The sequence below is a fragment of the Neoaquamicrobium sediminum genome (genome assembly GCF_013240295.1).
GTDB classification, from domain to species: Bacteria; Pseudomonadota; Alphaproteobacteria; order Rhizobiales; family Rhizobiaceae; genus Aerobium; species Aerobium sediminum.
The window spans coordinates 2,048,533-2,066,309 of record NZ_JABETK010000001.1 but is presented as its reverse complement, the minus strand read 5'-3'; the positions used below and the strand labels follow the sequence as shown (position 1 = coordinate 2,066,309).

Annotated in this window: 15 protein-coding genes and 3 pseudogenes; 4 read left to right on the top strand and 14 right to left on the bottom strand. The window is 63.8% G+C overall.

Annotation, left to right across the window (positions count from 1 at the left end; genetic code table 11):
• The first annotated feature begins 5 nt into the window (after window positions 1-5).
• Window positions 6-1,100, top strand: coding sequence for a D-alanyl-D-alanine carboxypeptidase family protein (locus tag HK436_RS10070; protein ID WP_173189304.1), 1,095 nt, complete (start codon window positions 6-8; stop codon window positions 1,098-1,100).
• A gap of 7 nt (window positions 1,101-1,107) precedes the next feature.
• Complete coding sequence (locus tag HK436_RS10065; RefSeq protein ID WP_376769157.1) at window positions 1,108-2,211, top strand: CobW family GTP-binding protein; 1,104 nt, start codon at window positions 1,108-1,110, stop codon at window positions 2,209-2,211.
• Between the two features lie 10 nt (window positions 2,212-2,221).
• Here the strand turns inward: HK436_RS10065 and HK436_RS10060 are convergent, their stop codons facing one another.
• From HK436_RS10060 to HK436_RS10045, 4 genes and pseudogenes are all read right to left on the bottom strand, one after another.
• A complete protein-coding gene (locus tag HK436_RS10060) occupies window positions 2,222-2,461 on the bottom strand; it encodes a sulfurtransferase TusA family protein (RefSeq protein WP_173189301.1) in 240 nt (79 codons plus the stop codon).
• A complete protein-coding gene (locus tag HK436_RS10055) occupies window positions 2,462-3,655 on the bottom strand; it encodes a L,D-transpeptidase family protein (RefSeq protein WP_173189299.1) in 1,194 nt (397 codons plus the stop codon).
• A 207-nt stretch (window positions 3,656-3,862) separates the two neighbouring features.
• Window positions 3,863-4,813, bottom strand: a complete 951-nt coding sequence (locus HK436_RS10050; RefSeq protein WP_173189297.1) for an acetyl-CoA carboxylase carboxyltransferase subunit alpha — start codon at window positions 4,811-4,813, stop codon at window positions 3,863-3,865.
• Between the two features lie 84 nt (window positions 4,814-4,897).
• A pseudogene (locus tag HK436_RS10045) lies at window positions 4,898-5,811 on the bottom strand (site-specific tyrosine recombinase XerD).
• 235 nt (window positions 5,812-6,046) lie between these two features.
• On the opposite strand from HK436_RS10045, the gene HK436_RS10040 reads away from it, so the two are divergent.
• A complete protein-coding gene (locus HK436_RS10040) occupies window positions 6,047-6,304 on the top strand; it encodes a YMGG-like glycine zipper-containing protein (RefSeq protein ID WP_173189295.1) in 258 nt (85 codons plus the stop codon).
• A 75-nt stretch (window positions 6,305-6,379) separates the two neighbouring features.
• Here HK436_RS10040 and HK436_RS10035 read toward each other — a convergent pair whose 3' ends face one another.
• From HK436_RS10035 to xylF, 3 genes and pseudogenes are all read right to left on the bottom strand, one after another.
• Window positions 6,380-7,165: an ATP-binding cassette domain-containing protein gene (locus tag HK436_RS10035; RefSeq protein ID WP_173189293.1), complete on the bottom strand. Its 786-nt coding sequence runs from the start codon at window positions 7,163-7,165 to the stop codon at window positions 6,380-6,382.
• A 12-nt stretch (window positions 7,166-7,177) separates the two neighbouring features.
• Window positions 7,178-8,487 (bottom strand): annotated as a pseudogene (locus tag HK436_RS10030) (sugar ABC transporter permease).
• Between the two features lie 105 nt (window positions 8,488-8,592).
• On the bottom strand, window positions 8,593-9,636 hold the full coding sequence (gene xylF / locus HK436_RS10025) for a D-xylose ABC transporter substrate-binding protein (protein WP_173189291.1): 1,044 nt from the start codon (window positions 9,634-9,636) through the stop codon (window positions 8,593-8,595).
• Between the two features lie 187 nt (window positions 9,637-9,823).
• Between xylF and HK436_RS10020 the strand changes: the two genes are divergently transcribed.
• A complete protein-coding gene (locus HK436_RS10020) occupies window positions 9,824-11,065 on the top strand; it encodes an ROK family protein (protein ID WP_173189289.1) in 1,242 nt (413 codons plus the stop codon).
• Window positions 11,066-11,077: 12 nt separating this feature from the next.
• Here HK436_RS10020 and HK436_RS31295 read toward each other — a convergent pair whose 3' ends face one another.
• The 7 genes and pseudogenes from HK436_RS31295 to pstA form a co-directional block, all read right to left on the bottom strand.
• Window positions 11,078-11,707, bottom strand: coding sequence for a CRTAC1 family protein (locus HK436_RS31295; protein WP_312860537.1), 630 nt, complete (start codon window positions 11,705-11,707; stop codon window positions 11,078-11,080).
• Window positions 11,704-12,672 (bottom strand): FG-GAP repeat domain-containing protein, encoded by a 969-nt coding sequence (locus HK436_RS31290; RefSeq protein WP_244648643.1) that lies wholly within the window; start codon window positions 12,670-12,672, stop codon window positions 11,704-11,706. The genes HK436_RS31295 and HK436_RS31290 overlap by 4 nt, the downstream gene beginning before the upstream one ends.
• Window positions 12,669-13,979 carry a vanadium-dependent haloperoxidase gene (locus HK436_RS10010; protein ID WP_173190093.1) on the bottom strand — a complete coding sequence of 437 codons (1,311 nt, stop codon included), beginning with the start codon at window positions 13,977-13,979 and terminating at the stop codon, window positions 12,669-12,671. The genes HK436_RS31290 and HK436_RS10010 overlap by 4 nt, the downstream gene beginning before the upstream one ends.
• 100 nt (window positions 13,980-14,079) lie before the next feature.
• Window positions 14,080-14,769: a phosphate regulon transcriptional regulator PhoB gene (gene phoB, locus HK436_RS10005; protein ID WP_194248456.1), complete on the bottom strand. Its 690-nt coding sequence runs from the start codon at window positions 14,767-14,769 to the stop codon at window positions 14,080-14,082.
• Between the two features lie 18 nt (window positions 14,770-14,787).
• The gene (gene phoU, locus HK436_RS10000) at window positions 14,788-15,495 is read right to left on the bottom strand and encodes a phosphate signaling complex protein PhoU (RefSeq protein WP_173189287.1); all 708 of its coding nucleotides are present in this window, start codon (window positions 15,493-15,495) and stop codon (window positions 14,788-14,790) included.
• A 29-nt stretch (window positions 15,496-15,524) separates the two neighbouring features.
• Window positions 15,525-16,370, bottom strand: coding sequence for a phosphate ABC transporter ATP-binding protein PstB (gene pstB / locus HK436_RS09995; protein WP_376769156.1), 846 nt, complete (start codon window positions 16,368-16,370; stop codon window positions 15,525-15,527).
• A gap of 29 nt (window positions 16,371-16,399) precedes the next feature.
• Window positions 16,400-17,777, bottom strand: a pseudogene (gene pstA / locus HK436_RS09990) (phosphate ABC transporter permease PstA).

The following is a 17,777-nucleotide window of genomic DNA, read 5'->3' as shown; positions in this document are numbered from 1 at the left end:
TGATCATGCGGCGGCGTTTTTTCCCGACGATAGGGCTGGCATTGGCGACCGTGTTCGCGGCAGGCGCGGCACAGGCCGGCCCGGCGGTTCTTGTGGACCTCAACACCGGCAAGGTGCTGGAGCAGGAGGATGCGTTTGCGCCCTGGTATCCGGCTTCGCTGACCAAGTTAATGACGGTGCTGGTGACTTTTCGTGCCGTGAAGGCTGGGGAGATCGCGTTCGATTCGCCGGTGCGCATCTCCGAGCGCGCCGCAAAGGAGCCGCCCAGCAAGATGGGCTACAAGCCTGGGTCCGTGTTGACCGTGGACAATGCGATCAAGATATTGATGGTCAAGTCGGCCAACGACATCGCAACGGCGCTCGCCGAAAGCGTTGCTGGCTCGCGCAGCGCGTTCGCGGCACGCATGAACGCCGAAGCGCAGCGCCTCGGCATGTCCGGCACACGTTTCGTCAATCCCCACGGGCTTCATGCCGACGAGCAGACGACCAACGCACGCGACCTCGCAGTGCTGGCGATGGCCCTGCGCAACGAGTTCCCCCAACACGCGCATTATTTCAGCATGGAAGCCCTGCAGGCCGGTGGCAAACTGCTCGAGAACCACAACGACCTGATCATGCGCTTCGACGGCGCCAACGGCATGAAGACGGGCTACACCTGCCCCTCCGGCTTCAACCTGATCGCCACCGCCACCCGAGGCGGACGCAGCCTGATGGCCGTCGTGATCGGCGAGCCGACAGTGGAGGCGCGCGCCGACAAGGCCGCCAATCTGCTGGAGCGCGGCTTTGCGACCCCGGGGGATACCGCGCCCTATCTCGGCCAGCTACGCCCTTCAGGCAAGGAGGCACCGAGCGCTGTGAACCTGCGTCCGGTGATCTGCACCGAGGCGCACTGGAAGGCGGTCACCGAAGCGCGCGGTCCCGAAGGGCACCCCGTGTACACCTCTCCCTATATCAAGGAGCCGACGCGCGAGCGCGTAGCGGTCGCCGTGGCGCTTGGCGGTGCGACAGGCCCGGAATCGAAGGCACCGCGCTATGCCGACGTGCCGATCCCTACCCCGCGCCCGGATTATGCGCCAGCGGCGATGGCGGAAGGCGGCTGAACAGGTGATCCACGAACCGATCGCGGTCTCGATCCTCACCGGCTTCCTCGGGGCGGGCAAGACCACGCTGCTCAACAGGCTGCTGAAAGACCCGGCGCTTCAGAACACCGCTGTCATCGTCAACGAATTCGGCGAGGTCTCCATCGACCACATGCTGGTCGAGCAGGCGTCGGACGGCGTGATCGAACTATCTGACGGTTGCCTGTGCTGCACGGTCCGCGGCGAACTCGTCGACACGCTGGCTGACCTGATCGACCGGGTGCAGACCGGCCGCATCGCCCCGCTGAAACGCATCGTCATCGAAACGACCGGACTGGCCGATCCTGTGCCCGTCCTGCAATCGGTAATGGGACACCCTGTGCTGGCCCAGGCGCTGCGGCTGGACGGCGTGGTCTGCGTGGTTGACGCCGTCAATGCGGCGGCAACGCTGGACACCCACGAGCAGGCCGTGCGGCAGATAGCAGTGGCCGATCGGATCGTGCTGACGAAGTCCGATCTCGCCGACGAGAGCGGGACGCTGCGCGCGCGGTTGCGCGCGCTCAACCCCAATGCACCGATCCTTGACGGCAGCGTCTCCTCAACGAGAGCGTCGGACCTGCTGGATTGCGGGCTCTACGATCCGAATTCCAAGATCGCCGATGTCCGCCGCTGGCTAGGTGAGGAACGGCAGCACGACCATCATGATCATGACGATCATGACCATGAGCATCATGATCACGGCCATCACCATCATCACGACGATCGTGTAACCACGGTGTCACTCGTCCACGACAGGCCGGTTTCGTTTTCTACGATCGAAATGTTCCTCGACCTGCTGCGTTCGACCCAGGGCAGCAAGTTGCTGCGCATGAAGGGCGTGATCGAGCTCGCGGAAGACCCGGGCCGCCCGCTGGTCATTCACGGCGTTCAGACGCTGCTTCATCCGCCCGCGCGGCTTGCAGGTTGGCCGGAAGGCCCGCGTGGCACCAGGATCGTCATCATCGCCTTCGACCTGCCGGAGGATTATGTGAGGCGGCTTTTTACCGCCTTCACGGGCGAACCGGCTATCGACACGCCGGACCGAGCGGCTCTCGCGGACAATCCGCTCGCCATCGCCGGCTACAAGGTCTGAGCGACCGCGCTCAGCCGCCCCGTTCGATCAGGAAGCGGTTTCCGCCACCGGGCGCATCCTCGGTGGCGACAAGCCTGTGGCCGCTGTCGGTGCAGAAGGCTGGAATGTCGATGATGGCGAGCGGGTCGGTGGTCTCGAGCCACAGCCGTGCGCCCTGGGCCATGCTGGCCAGCCGCTTTTTTGCGCGCAGTACCGGCAGGGGGCAGTTCAAACCCCTGAGATCATACGTTTCGGCTGCGTCGCGAAGCAATTAGCCGCCGAACATGCCGAGCAGCCGGCGGCGCAGGCTCTTGCCCTCACGCTCCGGTTGCGTAGCCTGCGCGCCGGCAGCAACGGTCTCGGACTGCGCGTTGCCCTCGGGCTCGACCGCCGGTGCAGCGGCCTGTTCAGTGGCCGGCGCCGGCGTCGGCACGGCAGCAACCGTTGCCTCGAGCTTCTGAGGTGCCTTCTGCTCTTCGGCCATCAGGACCTGCGGCCGCTCCAGCGACGGCGGCAGGCGGGTCACCTTCTCGCCACGCGCGCGGCGACGCGACCAGTCGGCGACAAGCGCTGCCTCTTTCACACCGGCAATCGTCGGCGCAGGCGTCGACGATTTGCGCGAGCCCAGAGCCGCGGAGAAGGCGGAATCGTAAGTGGACTGATAGCTCTTGTAGGCAACAGACAGCGATTCCGGCTGCGTGGTCGCCGGGCAGGCGGCGGTCGGCGAGAATGTGGTGCCGGCCGGCGCGATCTGGTTGAACACGTAACGCTTGCCGCAGACATCGACCTTCGGCGGGACCTTGGTGATCTCGAAATGGTCGTAGCCTTCCTTGAGCATGGTCCAGAACTCGTAGTTCGGATCGTCCTGGTAACGCGCCATGTTGGCGGCCGTCATGCGGAAGGGGAAAGCCTGTATCTGGAAGTCGGTCTGGCCGCCTTTGAATGCATCGCGGGCAAAAGCGTAAATCTGCTCGACCTGTTCGTCGGTCATGGAGTAGCAGCCCGCCGACGAGCATGCGCCATGCACCATCAGATGCTGGCCAGTGCGGCCGTGCGCCCGGTCGTAAGCATTCGGGAAGCCGATGTTGAACGAGAGGTGATAGCTCGACTGCGGGTTCATCTGATGCGGGCGCACCGTGTAGAAGCCCTCGGGCGCCTGCCTGTCACCTTCCGTGAACTTAGGCCCCAGCTTTCCGGACCACTTGCATATGTCGTAGCTGGTGGCGAGGTCGTAGCGGCCGTTGTCCTTCTGTTTCCAGACCTCTAGCACCGCCTCTTCCTTGAAGATGCGCACCATGATCGGCGAGGTCGTCGACATGCCCTTGGCGCGCATGGACTGCACGAGCGCGGGCGGCAGCCTCTTCTCCGCCTTGGGCGCGATATCCTCGAATGTGGCCTCGGTGCAACCCGCGATGAAAAGGGCTGCCATCATCAAGAGGCTGGCGCGTGCGATACTGGTCTTCATTGGATCGCGGATCGTACTCTGGTTTGAATGCCGGGGCCGTCCGTCCCCGAAACTGCTTGTGCCCCGATACCGATCATTGATCGGTTAACCTTGAAAAATTCTTACCGCAATATTTACCTTTCGCACCCGGCGAAAGCAATGCAGCGTCACTTTCATTGAAAGTACAGACGCGGCGATTTTGTGGCAAAACGGTGGTGCAATTGCCCGCTAGAGCGTACGGCCCATCGCAAGGAACTTTTCGCGACGGTGCTCGCGATAGTCCATATTCGCACCGGAAAGGTCCTCAAACCCCTTGGCTATCTGTTCGCCGGTGGCCTTGATGACCGCGTCTGTGCCACGGTGCGCACCGCCCAGCGGCTCCGCGATCACGCCGTCGATGATCTTGAGCTCCAGAAGATCCTGCGCCGTGATCTTCATGTTGGTCGCGGCATCCTTGGAGCGCGTCGTATCGCGCCAGAGAATGGAGGCCGCACCTTCCGGCGAAATCACCGAATAGATGGAGTGCTCGAGCATATAGACATGGTTGGCCACGGCGATCGCGATCGCGCCGCCGGAGCCGCCTTCGCCGATGATGACCGAAATGTTGGGCGAGCGCAGCGACAGGCAGGCCGAGGTCGACCGTGCAATGGCTTCCGCCTGGCCGCGCTCCTCCGCGCCGATGCCCGGATAGGCGCCGGCCGTATCGACCAAGCTGACTACCGGGATGCCGAAACGGTCCGCCATTTCCATGACGCGCACCGCCTTGCGGTAGCCTTCGGGGCGCGCACTGCCGAAATTATGTTTGATGCGGGTCTGCGTGTCGTTGCCCTTCTCGAGCCCCAGCAAGGCAACCGCCTCACCCTGGAACCGCGCGAACCCGGCGATGACCGCATTGTCCTCGCCGAACGCCCGGTCACCTGCAAGCGGGGTGAAGTCCGTGAACAGGCCCTGCACATAATCCAGGCAATGCGGCCGGTCGGGGTGACGCGCGACCTGCACCTTCTGCCAGGGCGTCAACTGCCTGTAGGCTTCGCGCAGGGCTTCCTGGGATCGCTTCTCCAGCCGCGCGATCTCATCTCCGACATCCACCGACTCGCCACTCTCTGAGAGCTTCTTGAGCTCGAGAATCTTGCCTTCGAGGTCGGCAACCGGTTTTTCGAAATCGAGATAGTTGAACATTCGCCCTACTGTATCTGGAGGTGATTGAGCGGTCGAAAGGCGCGAAAAATGCGCTGTTGGGGGCTTCACATAACGATCCGAGCGCTACTCGGCAAGCGGATGATGCTGGCTTACGAGCTCAACCAGCCGGTTTTCAAGCACATGAGTGTAAATCTGGGTCGTGGAGATGTCCGCGTGGCCGAGAAGCTGCTGTACGGCGCGCAGATCGGCGCCGTTCTGCAAAAGATGGCTGGCGAAAGCATGCCGCAGCACATGCGGCGACACCTTGGCGGCCGGCACCCCGGCCCGGCTCGCCAGTCCCTTCAATTCGCGCGCGAAAACCTGCCTGGGCAGATGCCCGCTCTCTGAAGTCGCCGGGAAAAGGAACGGACTATCCTTGAAAGACGCATATTGCGCACGAATCTCCAGCCAGTCTCGCAGCGCCGCACGGGCCTTTTGCGACAGCGGAACCATTCTTTCCTTGCCGCCCTTGCCCCGCACGACAAAGAAGCGCTCGTCACGCAAGGCCACGGTGAGAGGCAGCGACACCAGTTCGGACACGCGCAATCCAGTCGCATAAAGCGTTTCGACAAGCGCATGCAGGCGGCACGCAGCGAGCCTGTCCGCGTCGTTCTCCGCCATTTGCCTGTCAGTCTCGGCCCGTTCGAGCAGACGCGTGACCGCGTCTTCTCCCATTGTCTTGGGAAGCGGCCGCTCCTTCCTAGGGGTGTCGACGATGCCTGTTGGATCGTCGGTGCGCATGCCCTCGACGTAGAGGAACTTGAAGAACTGACGCACGGCGGAAAGCTTCCGCGCCTGCGAGGATCGCGCGAAACCGCGCGCAGCGACATCGTCGAGCCAGCGCCGGATATCGTCGGCGTTCGCCGATGCAAGCCCCCGTCGACAAAGCCAGCGGCGTCTTCGAGATCGCGCCGATAGGCCTCGAGCGTGTTGGCGCTCGCTCCACGCTCCGCGCTCATCATCTCAAGGAATGCTTCGAGCCTTGCCGCGCCCTTCATTCATATGCCTCTTCGCCGATCCCTGGACTCTAGCGCCCGACGCATTGTCAAAATATGAAGGCTTTCGACGGGCCGTTCCGGCTTGTCGGGAACCCTTTCGCCTTTCGCAAGTTTCCTTGTGGTCAAATCCCGACGCAATCATGTGGCGCGGATGCATCCCAAGTGGGGACTTGATAAGGCCACAAGCTGGCGGCATGGTGCCAGCGGAAGGGTGATTGCAACAATGGAGGCAGGTATGAAGAAAGTTATGTTGGCGGCCGCGCTTGTGGCTGGCCTTGCTGCAACCGGCTGCACGACGGCCGAACAGACGGCAGTTGGCGGCGCGGCGGTTGGTGCTGCTGTCGGCGGTCTCGCGACCGGCCGTGTAGGCGGCGCCCTTGCGGGTGCGGCCATTGGCGGCGCCAGCGGCTATCTGATCGGTCGGGTTGCCGATCGCCCGGGCTATTGCCGCTACCGCGATCAGTACGGCCAGGTCTACACCGACCGCTGCTAGTCGCTCGGCATCTCGCCAGACGAAAAGGGACCCGCGAGGGTCCCTTTTAGTTTGCGCCGACGATTGGCAGAACTGTCAGGCCGCCTCGCGCATCGCGCCGGGGCCGGGCGTTGCACCAGGAGGGCACTTGCCGAGGATGATCATGCCCAGCACCTCGTCCTTGGTGACGTCTTCCGTCCGAGCGGTACCAACCACCTGCCCGTTCTTCATCACGCAAACACGATCAGCGAGATCGAACACGTCGTGGATGTCGTGGCTGATGAGGAAGATACCGATGCCGTCGGCCTTGAGCTGCTTGACCAGTTCGCCGACCTGGGCGGTCTCCTGTGGACCGAGCGCCGCCGTCGGCTCATCCATGATCAGAATGCGTGCGTTGAAGTGGATGGCGCGCGCAATGGCCACAGACTGCCGCTGACCGCCCGAGAGCTTGATGACCGGCTCCTTGAAACGCTGGAAACGCGGATTGAGCCGCCCCATCACCTTGCGCGTTTCGGACTCCATCGCAACGTCGTCGAGCGTGCCCCATGGCGTGCGCAGTTCGCGACCGAGGAACAGGTTGGCGGCGGCGTCGACATTGTCGGCCAGAGCCAGCGTCTGGTAGATCGTCTCGATGCCGTATTTCTTTGCGTCGCGCGGATTGTGGATCGAGGCTTCCTCGCCATTGACGAAAATCCGCCCCTCGTCGCGTTTGTATGCGCCCGAGAGGATCTTGATCAGCGTCGACTTGCCGGCGCCGTTGTGGCCGAGCAATGCGACAACCTCACCTGCGTGGAGGTCGATCGAGGCGTCGTCGACGGCATGAATGCCGCCGAAAGAGATCGAGATGTTCTTCATCTCGACGAGCGGTGCCTGGCTTGCCATGGTCATCCTCCCTTACTGCACGCGACGGCGATAGACGGTGTCGAGCCACACGGCCACGACAAGCGCCAAACCGACGACAATGTTCTGCAGCGGCGTGTCGACACCGAGCAGGATCATGCCCGAGGCGAGTGACTGCATCAGCACCGCGCCGATCATCGCTCCCGCGATCGTGCCGACGCCGCCCGACAGCGAGGTGCCGCCGATGACAGCCGCGGCGATCGTCAGCAGCTCGTCGAGCGTGCCCTGAGCGTTGGTGGCGGCGTTGAGGCGTGCGGTCGAGATCATGGCCGCGATGGCAGCGAGCGCGCCCATCACCATGAAGATTTTCATCGTCACCCAGCGTGTGTTGATGCCGGCAAGCATGGCGGCTTCCGGATTGCCACCGATGGCGAAGACATAGCGGCCGAAGCGGGTGCGCGTGGCAACGAATGTCATGATGATGCCGACGCCGAGCGCGATCAGAACCGGAATGGCGATGCCATGCGCAATGAACGCATTCTCCGGCACGCTTTCGCCAAGCGCCTCATAATATCGGCGCACGATGCCGACCGGCCATGGATAGGAATTGGCGACCATCACGGCCGCAAGGATCAGACCGCAGGCGACCACGGCAAGAAACACCTCCGCCCAGACCGGGCGCAGCGGAAAGTTGAAACGCCGCCGCTGGGTACGCCCGCCAATCAGCATCAGGACGACGGCGGCGCAGGCTACGAGGCCGACGATCCAGCTCCACATCGCGCCGATCGCGCCATCCGGTCCACCACCCATAAGGCGGAACGTGGCGTCCATGGGCGCGACGGTTCGCCCGCTGGTCACCCACCAGGCCGCGCCGCGCCAAACGAGCAATCCACCCAGCGTGACAATGAAGGCCGGAACGCCGAGATAGGCAATGATGAACCCGTGCAGCGCGCCGACGGCAACACCGACCGCAAGGCCGACAAGGGCGGCCAGCAACCACATCGCCGGATGGCCGAAACCGATGAGGCTGGGCAGTACTTCCGCCTGTGTCACGCCCATGATCATACCGGCGAAGCCGAGGACGGAACCGACCGAAAGGTCTATGTTTCGGGTCACGATGACCAGCACCATGCCGGTTGCCATCACCGCAATGGATGACGACTGAACCGACAGGTTCCAAAGATTGCGCGGGGTCAGGAAAAGCCCCCGGACAGCAGATGGAACACGATCCAGATCAGCAGCAGCGCCCCGATCATGCCCAGCATGCGTGTATCGAGTTCCGTTGCCTTGAGAAAGCGTGCGACAGGGCCAAGCTCGCTGGCCCGTGCCTTGTCAGCCGGCGCATGCGTTGTTGCATCCGACATTGTCGTCCTCCCATCCGGAGCGCGGAAACCGGCGCCGGCAAATTCAGCAATGAAACGCCGCGGTTCTCGTCAAACCGCGGCGTTTGCGAGGGCAGTCAGCCGCGCTCAGTCGCAGGCAGCCACGGTGCCGGCGGCAACGCCCTGGCAGACGACATCCTTGGAGACCCAGCCCGCATCGATGACCTCATTGAGGTTGTCGCGCGTGATCGGGTTGGGCGACAGGAAGATCGCGTTCATCTCGACGCCATTCGGGCCGTCGGACCACTTCATTGCGCCTTCCACCGCATCCATCGCGGTGCCGTCGGAAAGCTGGTTGGCGATCTCCGCCGCAGCCTTGCCGAGTTCACGCGCATCCTTCCAGACCGAAACGGTCTGGGTTCCGAGCGCAACGCGGTTCAGCGCGGCATGGTCGCCATCCTGGCCGGAAACCGGCACCGAACCGGCAAGACCCTGTGCCTCGAGCGCAGCAACCACGCCGCCGGCGGTGCCGTCGTTGGACGCCACGACCGCGTCGACCTCGTTGTTGTTCTGGGTCAGGATCTGTTCCATGTTGCGCTGTGCGTTAGCCGGCAGCCAGCCATCCGTGTAGGCCTCGCCGACATTCTTGATGGCGCCGCTGTCGATCGCTTCCTTGAGAACTTCCATCTGGCCGGAGAACAGGAAGTCGGCGTTCGGATCGGCCGACGAGCCCTTGATGAACGCGTAGTTGCCTTCGGGCGCAACTTCGAACACGGCGCGCGCCTGCATGCGGCCCACTTCTTTGTTGTCGAAGGTCAGGTAGAAGGCGTCGGCATTCTCGATCAGGCGGTCATAGCCCACGACCGGGATGCCTTCCGCGACTGCGTTTTCGACGGCGGGGCCGATTGCGCTGGCATCCTGCGCCAGGATGATGAGGGCGTTGGCGCCCTGCGAGATCAGCGCCTCGACGTCGGTAAGCTGCTTGGCGGCGGACGACTGCGCATCGGCCGAGATGTAGGTGTTGCCGGCGCCTTCGATCGCTGCCTTCATCGCGGCTTCGTCGGTCTTCCAGCGCTCTTCCTGAAAGTTCGACCACGACACGCCGATGATCTTGCCTTCGGCATGAGCCGCGGCAGAAAGCGTGAGCGACATGGCGACGCCCGCCAGCATGGCGGTTGCAAATCTCTTCATGATGTTCCTCCCTGCGCCCCGTTGGAGCGCTTGATGACACTTGCTCTACAACAGATGCGAAGCTCTTTTTTCGAGCCTCGAAAAAAATAATGACTCAGCGGAAGCCCTGTGTCAATATCTTCCGCGCGGTGCTGGCAAAGCTGCCGGAAGGCGGCTAGACCGGCGGCGCACCAGGGAGGATGGGAACATGACGGTCGGCGTACGCCACGACGATCTTCGGCGCCGCAATCGCGCAATGGTGATTGCCGCCGTGCGGCGTGCCGGACAGCCATCGCGGACAGAGATCGCCGCCGTCACCGGGCTCAGCAATTCCACCATATCGACGATCTCCGCCGACCTCATCGAGGAAGGCATTCTGGCGCAGGCCAAGAATGGAGAAACGGCAGCGCTGAAGCGCGGCCGTCCGCAGGTCGCGCTCGGCCTAAACCCACGCGCGGCCACCGTCGTCGCCATCGCCCTCTCGCTCAACTCGCTCTCCGCTTCCTTGATCGACTATTCGGGCAAGGCGATCATACACGATATTTCGCGCCCCGCGACGCTGACGATGACGGCCAGCGGCCTCGTCGAAGCCGTCACCGCCGCCGTTGGCAGGCTGCTGGCGCGCATGGAACCGGACCACGGCCCGGTGCTGCGCATGACGCTTGCGATCCAGGGCATCACCGATTCCGAGGCGCGCAAGCTGATGTGGTCGCCGATCACGCCGCATAGCGACATTCAATTCGCCGATGCGCTGGAAACCGCCTTCGGCATTCCGGTCACCGTGGAAAACGACTGCAACATGATCGCCGTGGCCTTGCGCGGCCGTGCGCCCGACCGCTACCGCGACAACTTCTTCACCATCCTCCTGTCGAACGGCATCGGCATGGGGCTGGTGCTGCGCGGCGAGCTCTTTACCGGCTCGCACTCCTCGGGCGGCGAGTTCGGCCACATGATCCATGTGCCAGACGGCGCGCAGTGCCGCTGCGGCCGGCGCGGCTGCATAGAGGCCTATGCGGGCAACTACGCCATATTCCGGCATGCGCGCGGCGAAAGCGAATACGCCCAGCCTGCTGCCGACATCGACGACGCGACAATGCTGGCGCTGGCGGCTGCCGCACGCGATCACGATGGCCGCGAACGCGAAGCCTTCCGCAAGGCTGGCGAGGCGATCGGCTTCGGCCTCGGCAGCCTCTTTGCCCTGTTCGATCCCGCGCCGGTGGCAATCGTCGGGCTTGGATCCTCGGCCTTCGACGTGATCGAGCCGGCACTGCGCGACGCGATCTCGAAAACCGCCGGCGGCCAGCATAACGCCGCGATCTCGTTCGATCTCGAACCCGACGAGACGCCACTGATACGTGACGGCTGCGCACGCCAGGCATTGACCTTCGTCGATCAGGACATTTTCGCCGCAGGCACCGCCGTCGAGACCGCCGGCAAGGCCGTGGCCTGAAGAACGCGCCAGCTATTCCGGCGTCCAGGCTGTTGGAGCAGCACCGCGGCGCAGCACATAGAAGCCGTCGGCGTCGAAATCCTGCCATGCGCCTTCGTCGCCGTCCGGCCAGATGACGCGGATTTCGCCCTTCGCCTCGTCTCCGAGCCCGAAATGATGCCAGCCGCTCTGGCCGCCGGCATGCCCACCGCCTGACGACACCTCGTGTCGCAACACCGTGTCGCCGCAGCGAACCTCGATCCAGGCCCCGAGAGAGTCGCGGTTGGGCGCATCCTGCTCCAGCCGGACCTGCACCCAGCGCCCGGTCTCGCCACCCGCATTGCGCCAGGTCTGAGCGGTGTGCCATCGGTTGACGACCACCAGATCTAGAAGCCCGTCGAGGTTGAAATCGGCCAACGCCGCGCCACGCCCTATCTTCGTGCTGGCAACGCCGGCCCGGTCGCCGGCTTCCTCGAACGTGCCGTCGGGCCGCTGCAGCAGGAGGTTGTTCGGGTCCTCCTCGGCAAAATCAGGCATCTTCGCGACATTGCCTTTCGCGACGAAGAGGTCCGCAAGGCCGTCATTGTTGACGTCCTCGAACTGCGCGTGCCACGCCGTGCTTGGCCGCAGATTGTCACCGATATAGGGGCGGTGCGCCGTCACGCCCTTGGCGAAGGCGGTGTCGGCATAAGTGGGCGCGGTGACGGACCTTCGCCACTGGCAAGCGCCTGCAGCTTGTTGTCGGCCATGCTGGTGAGGAAATATTCGGGATAGCCGTCGGCATCGAGATCGTAGGACGCGATGCCCATGCCCCAGATGCGCAGCCGCTCCCAGCCTTCCTCTACCGTGTACAGCAATGGCGTTGCGCCCGGCTCGATGCGCCAGAGCTGTTCCTGGCCGCCCTTGTAATATTCGCGATCGTTGGAGACGCGCAGCGACGGCGTGCCCGACCGGTTCCAGTCCGTGAAGAGCATGGAAAGCGCGCAGTAGCTGGGCTTCAGCGCAAGCGGCGTGCCGAACCGATTCGCGCCGGCGGCGGGACGGTGCAGCCAGTTATCCGTGCAGGAGCCCCAGGGAAAGCCTTCCTCCTTGCGATCAATGTAATTGCCGACAGCCAACGTCGGCCAGGAAGCCCCGCGTTCCCAGGTCGCGGCGAAAGCGGTCGACCAAGCCTCGCCGCCATCGAAACCCCAGGTCTCGTTTGCACGCTCGAAACGACATCCGCCAAGCCCGCGCATCAATACGTTTTCACCGACACGCAGGACTGCGAGGTCGGTGATGCCGTCGCTGTCGATGTCGATCGGATAGGCGCCCGTCACGCCTTCAAGTTCGAGGCCGGCCTCGAAGCGCTCGAAACGCAGCGTTCCGCCCACGTGGCTGACATTGCGATAGAAATGGGCCGGCGCGGCGCCGCCGGCGACATAGAGATCGGCAAAACCGTCTCCGCTGCAATCGAATGCCGCGACACCGCCGCCGACCATGAATTCCCAGTCACCTTCGTAAACCGCGTTGACACCGGCAGTCGCCGTCTCCTCGACGAAATTCGGCACGGTCGGTCCGTCTGCGGCAAGCACGGGTACGCAAATGCCGACCGAAAGAAAGAGCGCTGAAACGACGTGGCGCATCATTCCGATCCCCGCGTCACCAGCCCGTTAGTATAGGCGCCGATGCAGTAGCCCTGCTCCAGCCCGCGCTCTATGGCAGCTCGATAATGGATCCCGCCATAGAGCCGCGAGATCGCTGCCTCCTCGGCCGCCTCTCGGAAGCTTTCGAAATGCCGGGGCGGCAGCCCGTCATCGACATGGGTTTCGTCTTCGAAGGCAAACGTCGCACCAAACAGATTCTCCAGCACGATGGCCGCAGCGCCCGATTGCGTGCTGTGGCCGCTGGGATACTCGGGAAACGGCGGCGTGATCAGGTCGGGCTGCCATTTCGCGTCGATGTGACGCCGGATATACGTCACCGGTCGCACGAGATCGTAGCGGTATTTGGCTTCCCAGCATCCGATGAAGGAATCGGCGAGAACGATGCCGAGCCGCGCGAGCACGTCGACGGTGCGCTCGGCATCCGCACCTTCCGCTTCGAGCAGTTGCAGCGCAATCGAAATCCAGTGGCCGGGCGGTGTCGGCGACAGCATCGGATCATCCGACCAGAACCGGGCGATCTCCCGCTGCTCCGGCGTCAGCCCCTTGGCCGCTTCGTAGACTTCCACGGCCTCGTTATGGAACGCGCTGCCTTGCTCCTCGCTGTAATCGGGCGGTGGCGGGACGCCGCATGTGGCGCCGTCGGGCATGGCGAACGTGCGGTTGGTGCCCCAGTTAGGCAGCAAAGGCGCCTGCTGCTGAGCGATGAGGCTGGTGGGAACCCAATGTTGTGGCCCCTTCGTCAGAACATAGTCGTGCGGAAAGCCCATGTTCTCCACGACAGCCCCACCATCGTCGGCGGACCATTCGATCACATGGCTGGCAATCACGCGCCCATACGCAAGGCTCCGCGCAAGAACGTCCGCATCGGCGCCCTCCGAGACCAGAGCGTCGAGACGCTTCCCGATGGCATCCATCGCCCGCTGGCCCGTCGGCCCGGTATTGCTGAAGAAGTGGCGCGTCGAGATCGTGAGCGCGCTCTGCAGAACGACGGCCTTGTCGTAGACGCCCTCGGACCGTGGAGGAAAGGCTTCGAGCCCGTTGAGCTGGCCTGCAAACGAGCGCGTCGACGGCCGCCCGCCGGCAAGCCCTTCCTGCGCGGCAACGCCCAGATATGCCAGGGACCGGCTGGCGACGGGCGGCGAATAGGTCGGCGTATGGCGCACCAGCTCGAGCGTGAGCCGGTACCAGGTCCGTGCAACTTCCACGGCCCTCTCGTCGGATTGCGCGCGGACGGGTCCCGCAAGACCCAGAACAGCCGCGATCAGCACGACATGGACAAGAAAACGCATCACCGATTACGGGCCCTGCCCGCTCCTCCCTCAGTGAAGGCAGGAAAGCATGGCGCACCTGCCGCCTGCAAGCGGAACCGAAGCGCAGGAGTATCTGCCGCTATGCCTCGCGGATCGCGTAGCCCGCGCCGCGTATGGTACGGATCACGTCGGGCAGACGGCCATTGTTGACCGCCTTGCGCAGCCGGCCGACATGCACGTCCACGGTGCGCTCGTCGATGTAGATCGTCTCGCCCCACACATTGTCGAGCAATTGCCCACGCGAGAAGACCCTGCCGGGATGCTGCATCATGAATTCCAGCAGGCGGAACTCCGTCGGGCCGAGCCTGATTTCGGACTTGCCGCGATGCACGCGATGCGTCTCGCGGTCGAGCACGATGTCGCCGACCTTCAGCACCGATGAAAGCACCTCGGGCTTGGCGCGGCGCAGCAGCGCGCGGACCCGGGCGATGAACTCCGGCGTCGAGAACGGCTTGACCAGATAGTCGTCGGAACCGGTCGACAGGCCCCGCACCCGGTCCGTTTCCTCGCCGCGCGCGGTCAGCATGATGATCGGCAGGCGCTCGGTCTCAGGGCGCATGCGCAGCCGCCGGCACAGCTCGATCCCGGAAATGCCGGGCACCATCCAGTCGAGCACCAGCAGGTCGGGTGTGCTTTCCCGCAGCCTGATCTCCGCTTCGTCGCCGCGGCCGATCACCTCGACCTGATACCCTTCGGCTTCCAGGTTGTATTTGAGAAGCACCCCCAACGGCTCCTCGTCCTCCACCACCATGATCTTGGGTGCAATCATCTACAGGTCTCTCTGCGGTCACTCACTGTCGACTGTCACAGACGTCTCGTCCAGCTTCGGTCTGTTCAGCGGCAATTGCTGGCCGGTCACGATATAATACGCGTTTTCGGCGATGTTCGTCACATGGTCGCCGATGCGCTCCAGGTTCTTGGCGCAGAACAGCAGATGCGTGCAGGCGGTGATGTTGCGCGGGTCTTCCATCATGTAGGTGAGCAGCTCGCGGAAGACGGCCGTGTACTGCACGTCGATTTTCTCGTCGTCTTCGCGCAGGCTCACCAGGTTTTGCGCATCGCGCGCTTCATAGGCGGCGATCACCGCGCCAACCTGGTCCATCACCATCTGGGCCATCGTGTCAATGGAATGGGAAAGCCCGCGCGGCGCCGAGCCTTCGCCCACCGCGTTGACGCGCTTGGCGATGTTCTTGGCCAGGTCGCCGATACGTTCCAGGTCTGCCGCCATGCGGATCGCGCCGACGACCGAGCGCAGATCCTGCGCCATCGGCTGGCGTTTGGCGATCAGCGTGATCGCGCGGTCATCCAGTTCGCGCTGACGGGCATCCATCACCACATCATCCGAAATCACCCGCTGCGCCAGCGCGGTGTCGTTCTGCAACAGCGACCGGGTCGCGGCGGCGACCATCGCGCCGGCGAGATCGCCCATATCGCGGATCAACTGGTCGATATGGCCGAGATCGTCGTCAAACGACGTGACCGTGTGCTCACCCATGTTTGCCTCCTCGGGCTCTTCCGGGATCGTCAGCCGAAGCGGCCGGTGATGTAGTCCTGCGTCCGCTTTTCGGCGGGGCTGGTGAATATCTGGTCAGTCGGGCCTTCCTCGACGAGATTGCCGAGATGGAAGAAGGCGGTGCGCTGCGAGACGCGCGCGGCCTGCTGCATCGAGTGCGTGACGATGGCGATCGTGTAGTTCTCGCGCAGTTCGTCGATCAGTTCCTCGATCTTGGCGGTCGCGATCGGATCGAGCGCGGAGCACGGCTCATCCATGAGGATCACTTCCGGCGACACGGCGATGGCGCGCGCGATGCACAGGCGCTGCTGCTGGCCGCCCGAAAGACCAGTGCCAGGTTCCTGCAGACGATCCTTCACCTCGTCCCAGAGGCTTGCCTTCTGCAGGCTCGATTCGACGATTCCGTCCATCTCCGCCTTGGAGGCGGCGAGGCCATGGATACGCGGCCCGTAGGCGATGTTTTCATAGATCGACTTCGGGAAGGGGTTGGGCTTCTGGAACACCATGCCGACACGCGCGCGCAGTTCCACGACGTCGAGGCTGGCGTCATAGACGTCGTCACCGTCCAGTTCGATGCGGCCGGTGACGCGCGCGCCTTCGATGGTGTCGTTCATGCGGTTGAGGCAGCGCAGAAACGTCGACTTGCCGCAACCCGAAGGGCCGATGAAGGCGGTGACGGCCTTTTCGGGAATGTCGATCGACACGTCGAACAGCGCCTGCTTGGGGCCGTAGAAGACGCAGACTTCGCGCGCCTTGACCCGGACGGGGCGTGCCTCGGCATCCGGAGTCCGGATCGTGGACGACTTCATCGAATAGAGGTCCGTGCTGGCGACAATCTTCTCGGATGGCATCTGCATTTCCTTGGCCTCCGCTTCCAGATGTTCGTTCAATTTCGTCTCTCCAGTCTCGACCGCAGGAAGATCGCGATGGCGTTGAGCGTCAGCATCAGCCCTAGCAGAACGATGATCGCGGCCGACGTGCGCGCTTCGAAGAAGTTGCGGTTTTCATTGCCCTGCCAGAGATAGATCTGGACCGGCAGCGCAGAGGACTGGTCCATGGGCGTCCCGGGTATCTGTGCAACGAATGCGTTCATGCCGATCAGAAGCAGCGGTGCCGTTTCACCCAGCGCCTGCGCGACACCGATGATGGTGGCCGTCAGGATGCCAGGATAGGTGACCGGCAGAACGTGGTGGAACACGGTTTGCGTCTTCGACGCACCGAGGCCGAGTGCTGCCTGTCGCAACGACGGCGGCACGGCACGCAGGGCCGAACGCGTAGCGATGATGATCGTCGGAAGCGTCATCAGCGTCAGAACCAGGCCGCCAACCAGCGGCCAGCGCCGACAGCGGCAGCCGGAAATAGTTGATGAAGACGGCGGCGCCCAGAAGACCGAACACGATAGACGGCACGGCTGCGAGGTTGTTGATGTTGACCTCGATCAGGTCCGTAAGCCGGTTCTTGGGCGCGAATTCCTCCAGATAGACCGCGCTCATCACGCCGATCGGCACCGCCAGCACGATGACGACCAGCATCATGTAGAGCGAACCGACGAAGGCGCCCGCGAGACCGGCCGATGCCGGCGCCGAGCGCGAATCCACATTCGTGAAGATGTGCCCTGCAAAGGCGAAGCGGATCTTGCCTTCTTCAAGCAGCCGGTCGGCCAGCGCGCGCGCATCGGCCGAAAGCTGCTGCTGGCTGTCAGGCAGCGAGCGGTCGATATTACCCTTCAGCCAGTTATCGGCATTGGCGGATGCGAGCAGCGAAACAGGTATTGTCTGCCCGAGCAGGCCGGGGTTCTCGACGAACATGTCGCGCAGAACGAAGCGCTCACTGGTTTCCACGATGGAGAGCGCCGAGCGCGTGTCGACCTGCGCGTCGGGAGCGGCTTCGATAATCGCTGCTTCGATCAGCCGGTTCCAGTTCAGCATGGTGACCTGGCGCTGCCAGCCAAGCACCGCACGCTGGTACTCGGCGGCGGATTGTCCCTCTCCCTGAACCGGCGGCTCGTCAGCGGAGAGCACTTCGGGATCGAAATAGACGTTGAGGGACAGTTCGGCCTGGGTGAATGCCGGCAGCCCCTTGTAGAGGATCATCGAGAAGAGGATCACGACGAAGCCGATAGCTGCGACGATGGCCGCGACGCCATAGGCACGGAAGCGGCGTTCCCGGGCGTGCCGGCGGGTCAGTCCGTCCTTGATCTTCTTCAGGCGGATTGCGTCGGCGTCGTCAGCCGGAGCGGTCGGACGGGAGATGATGTCGGCCAT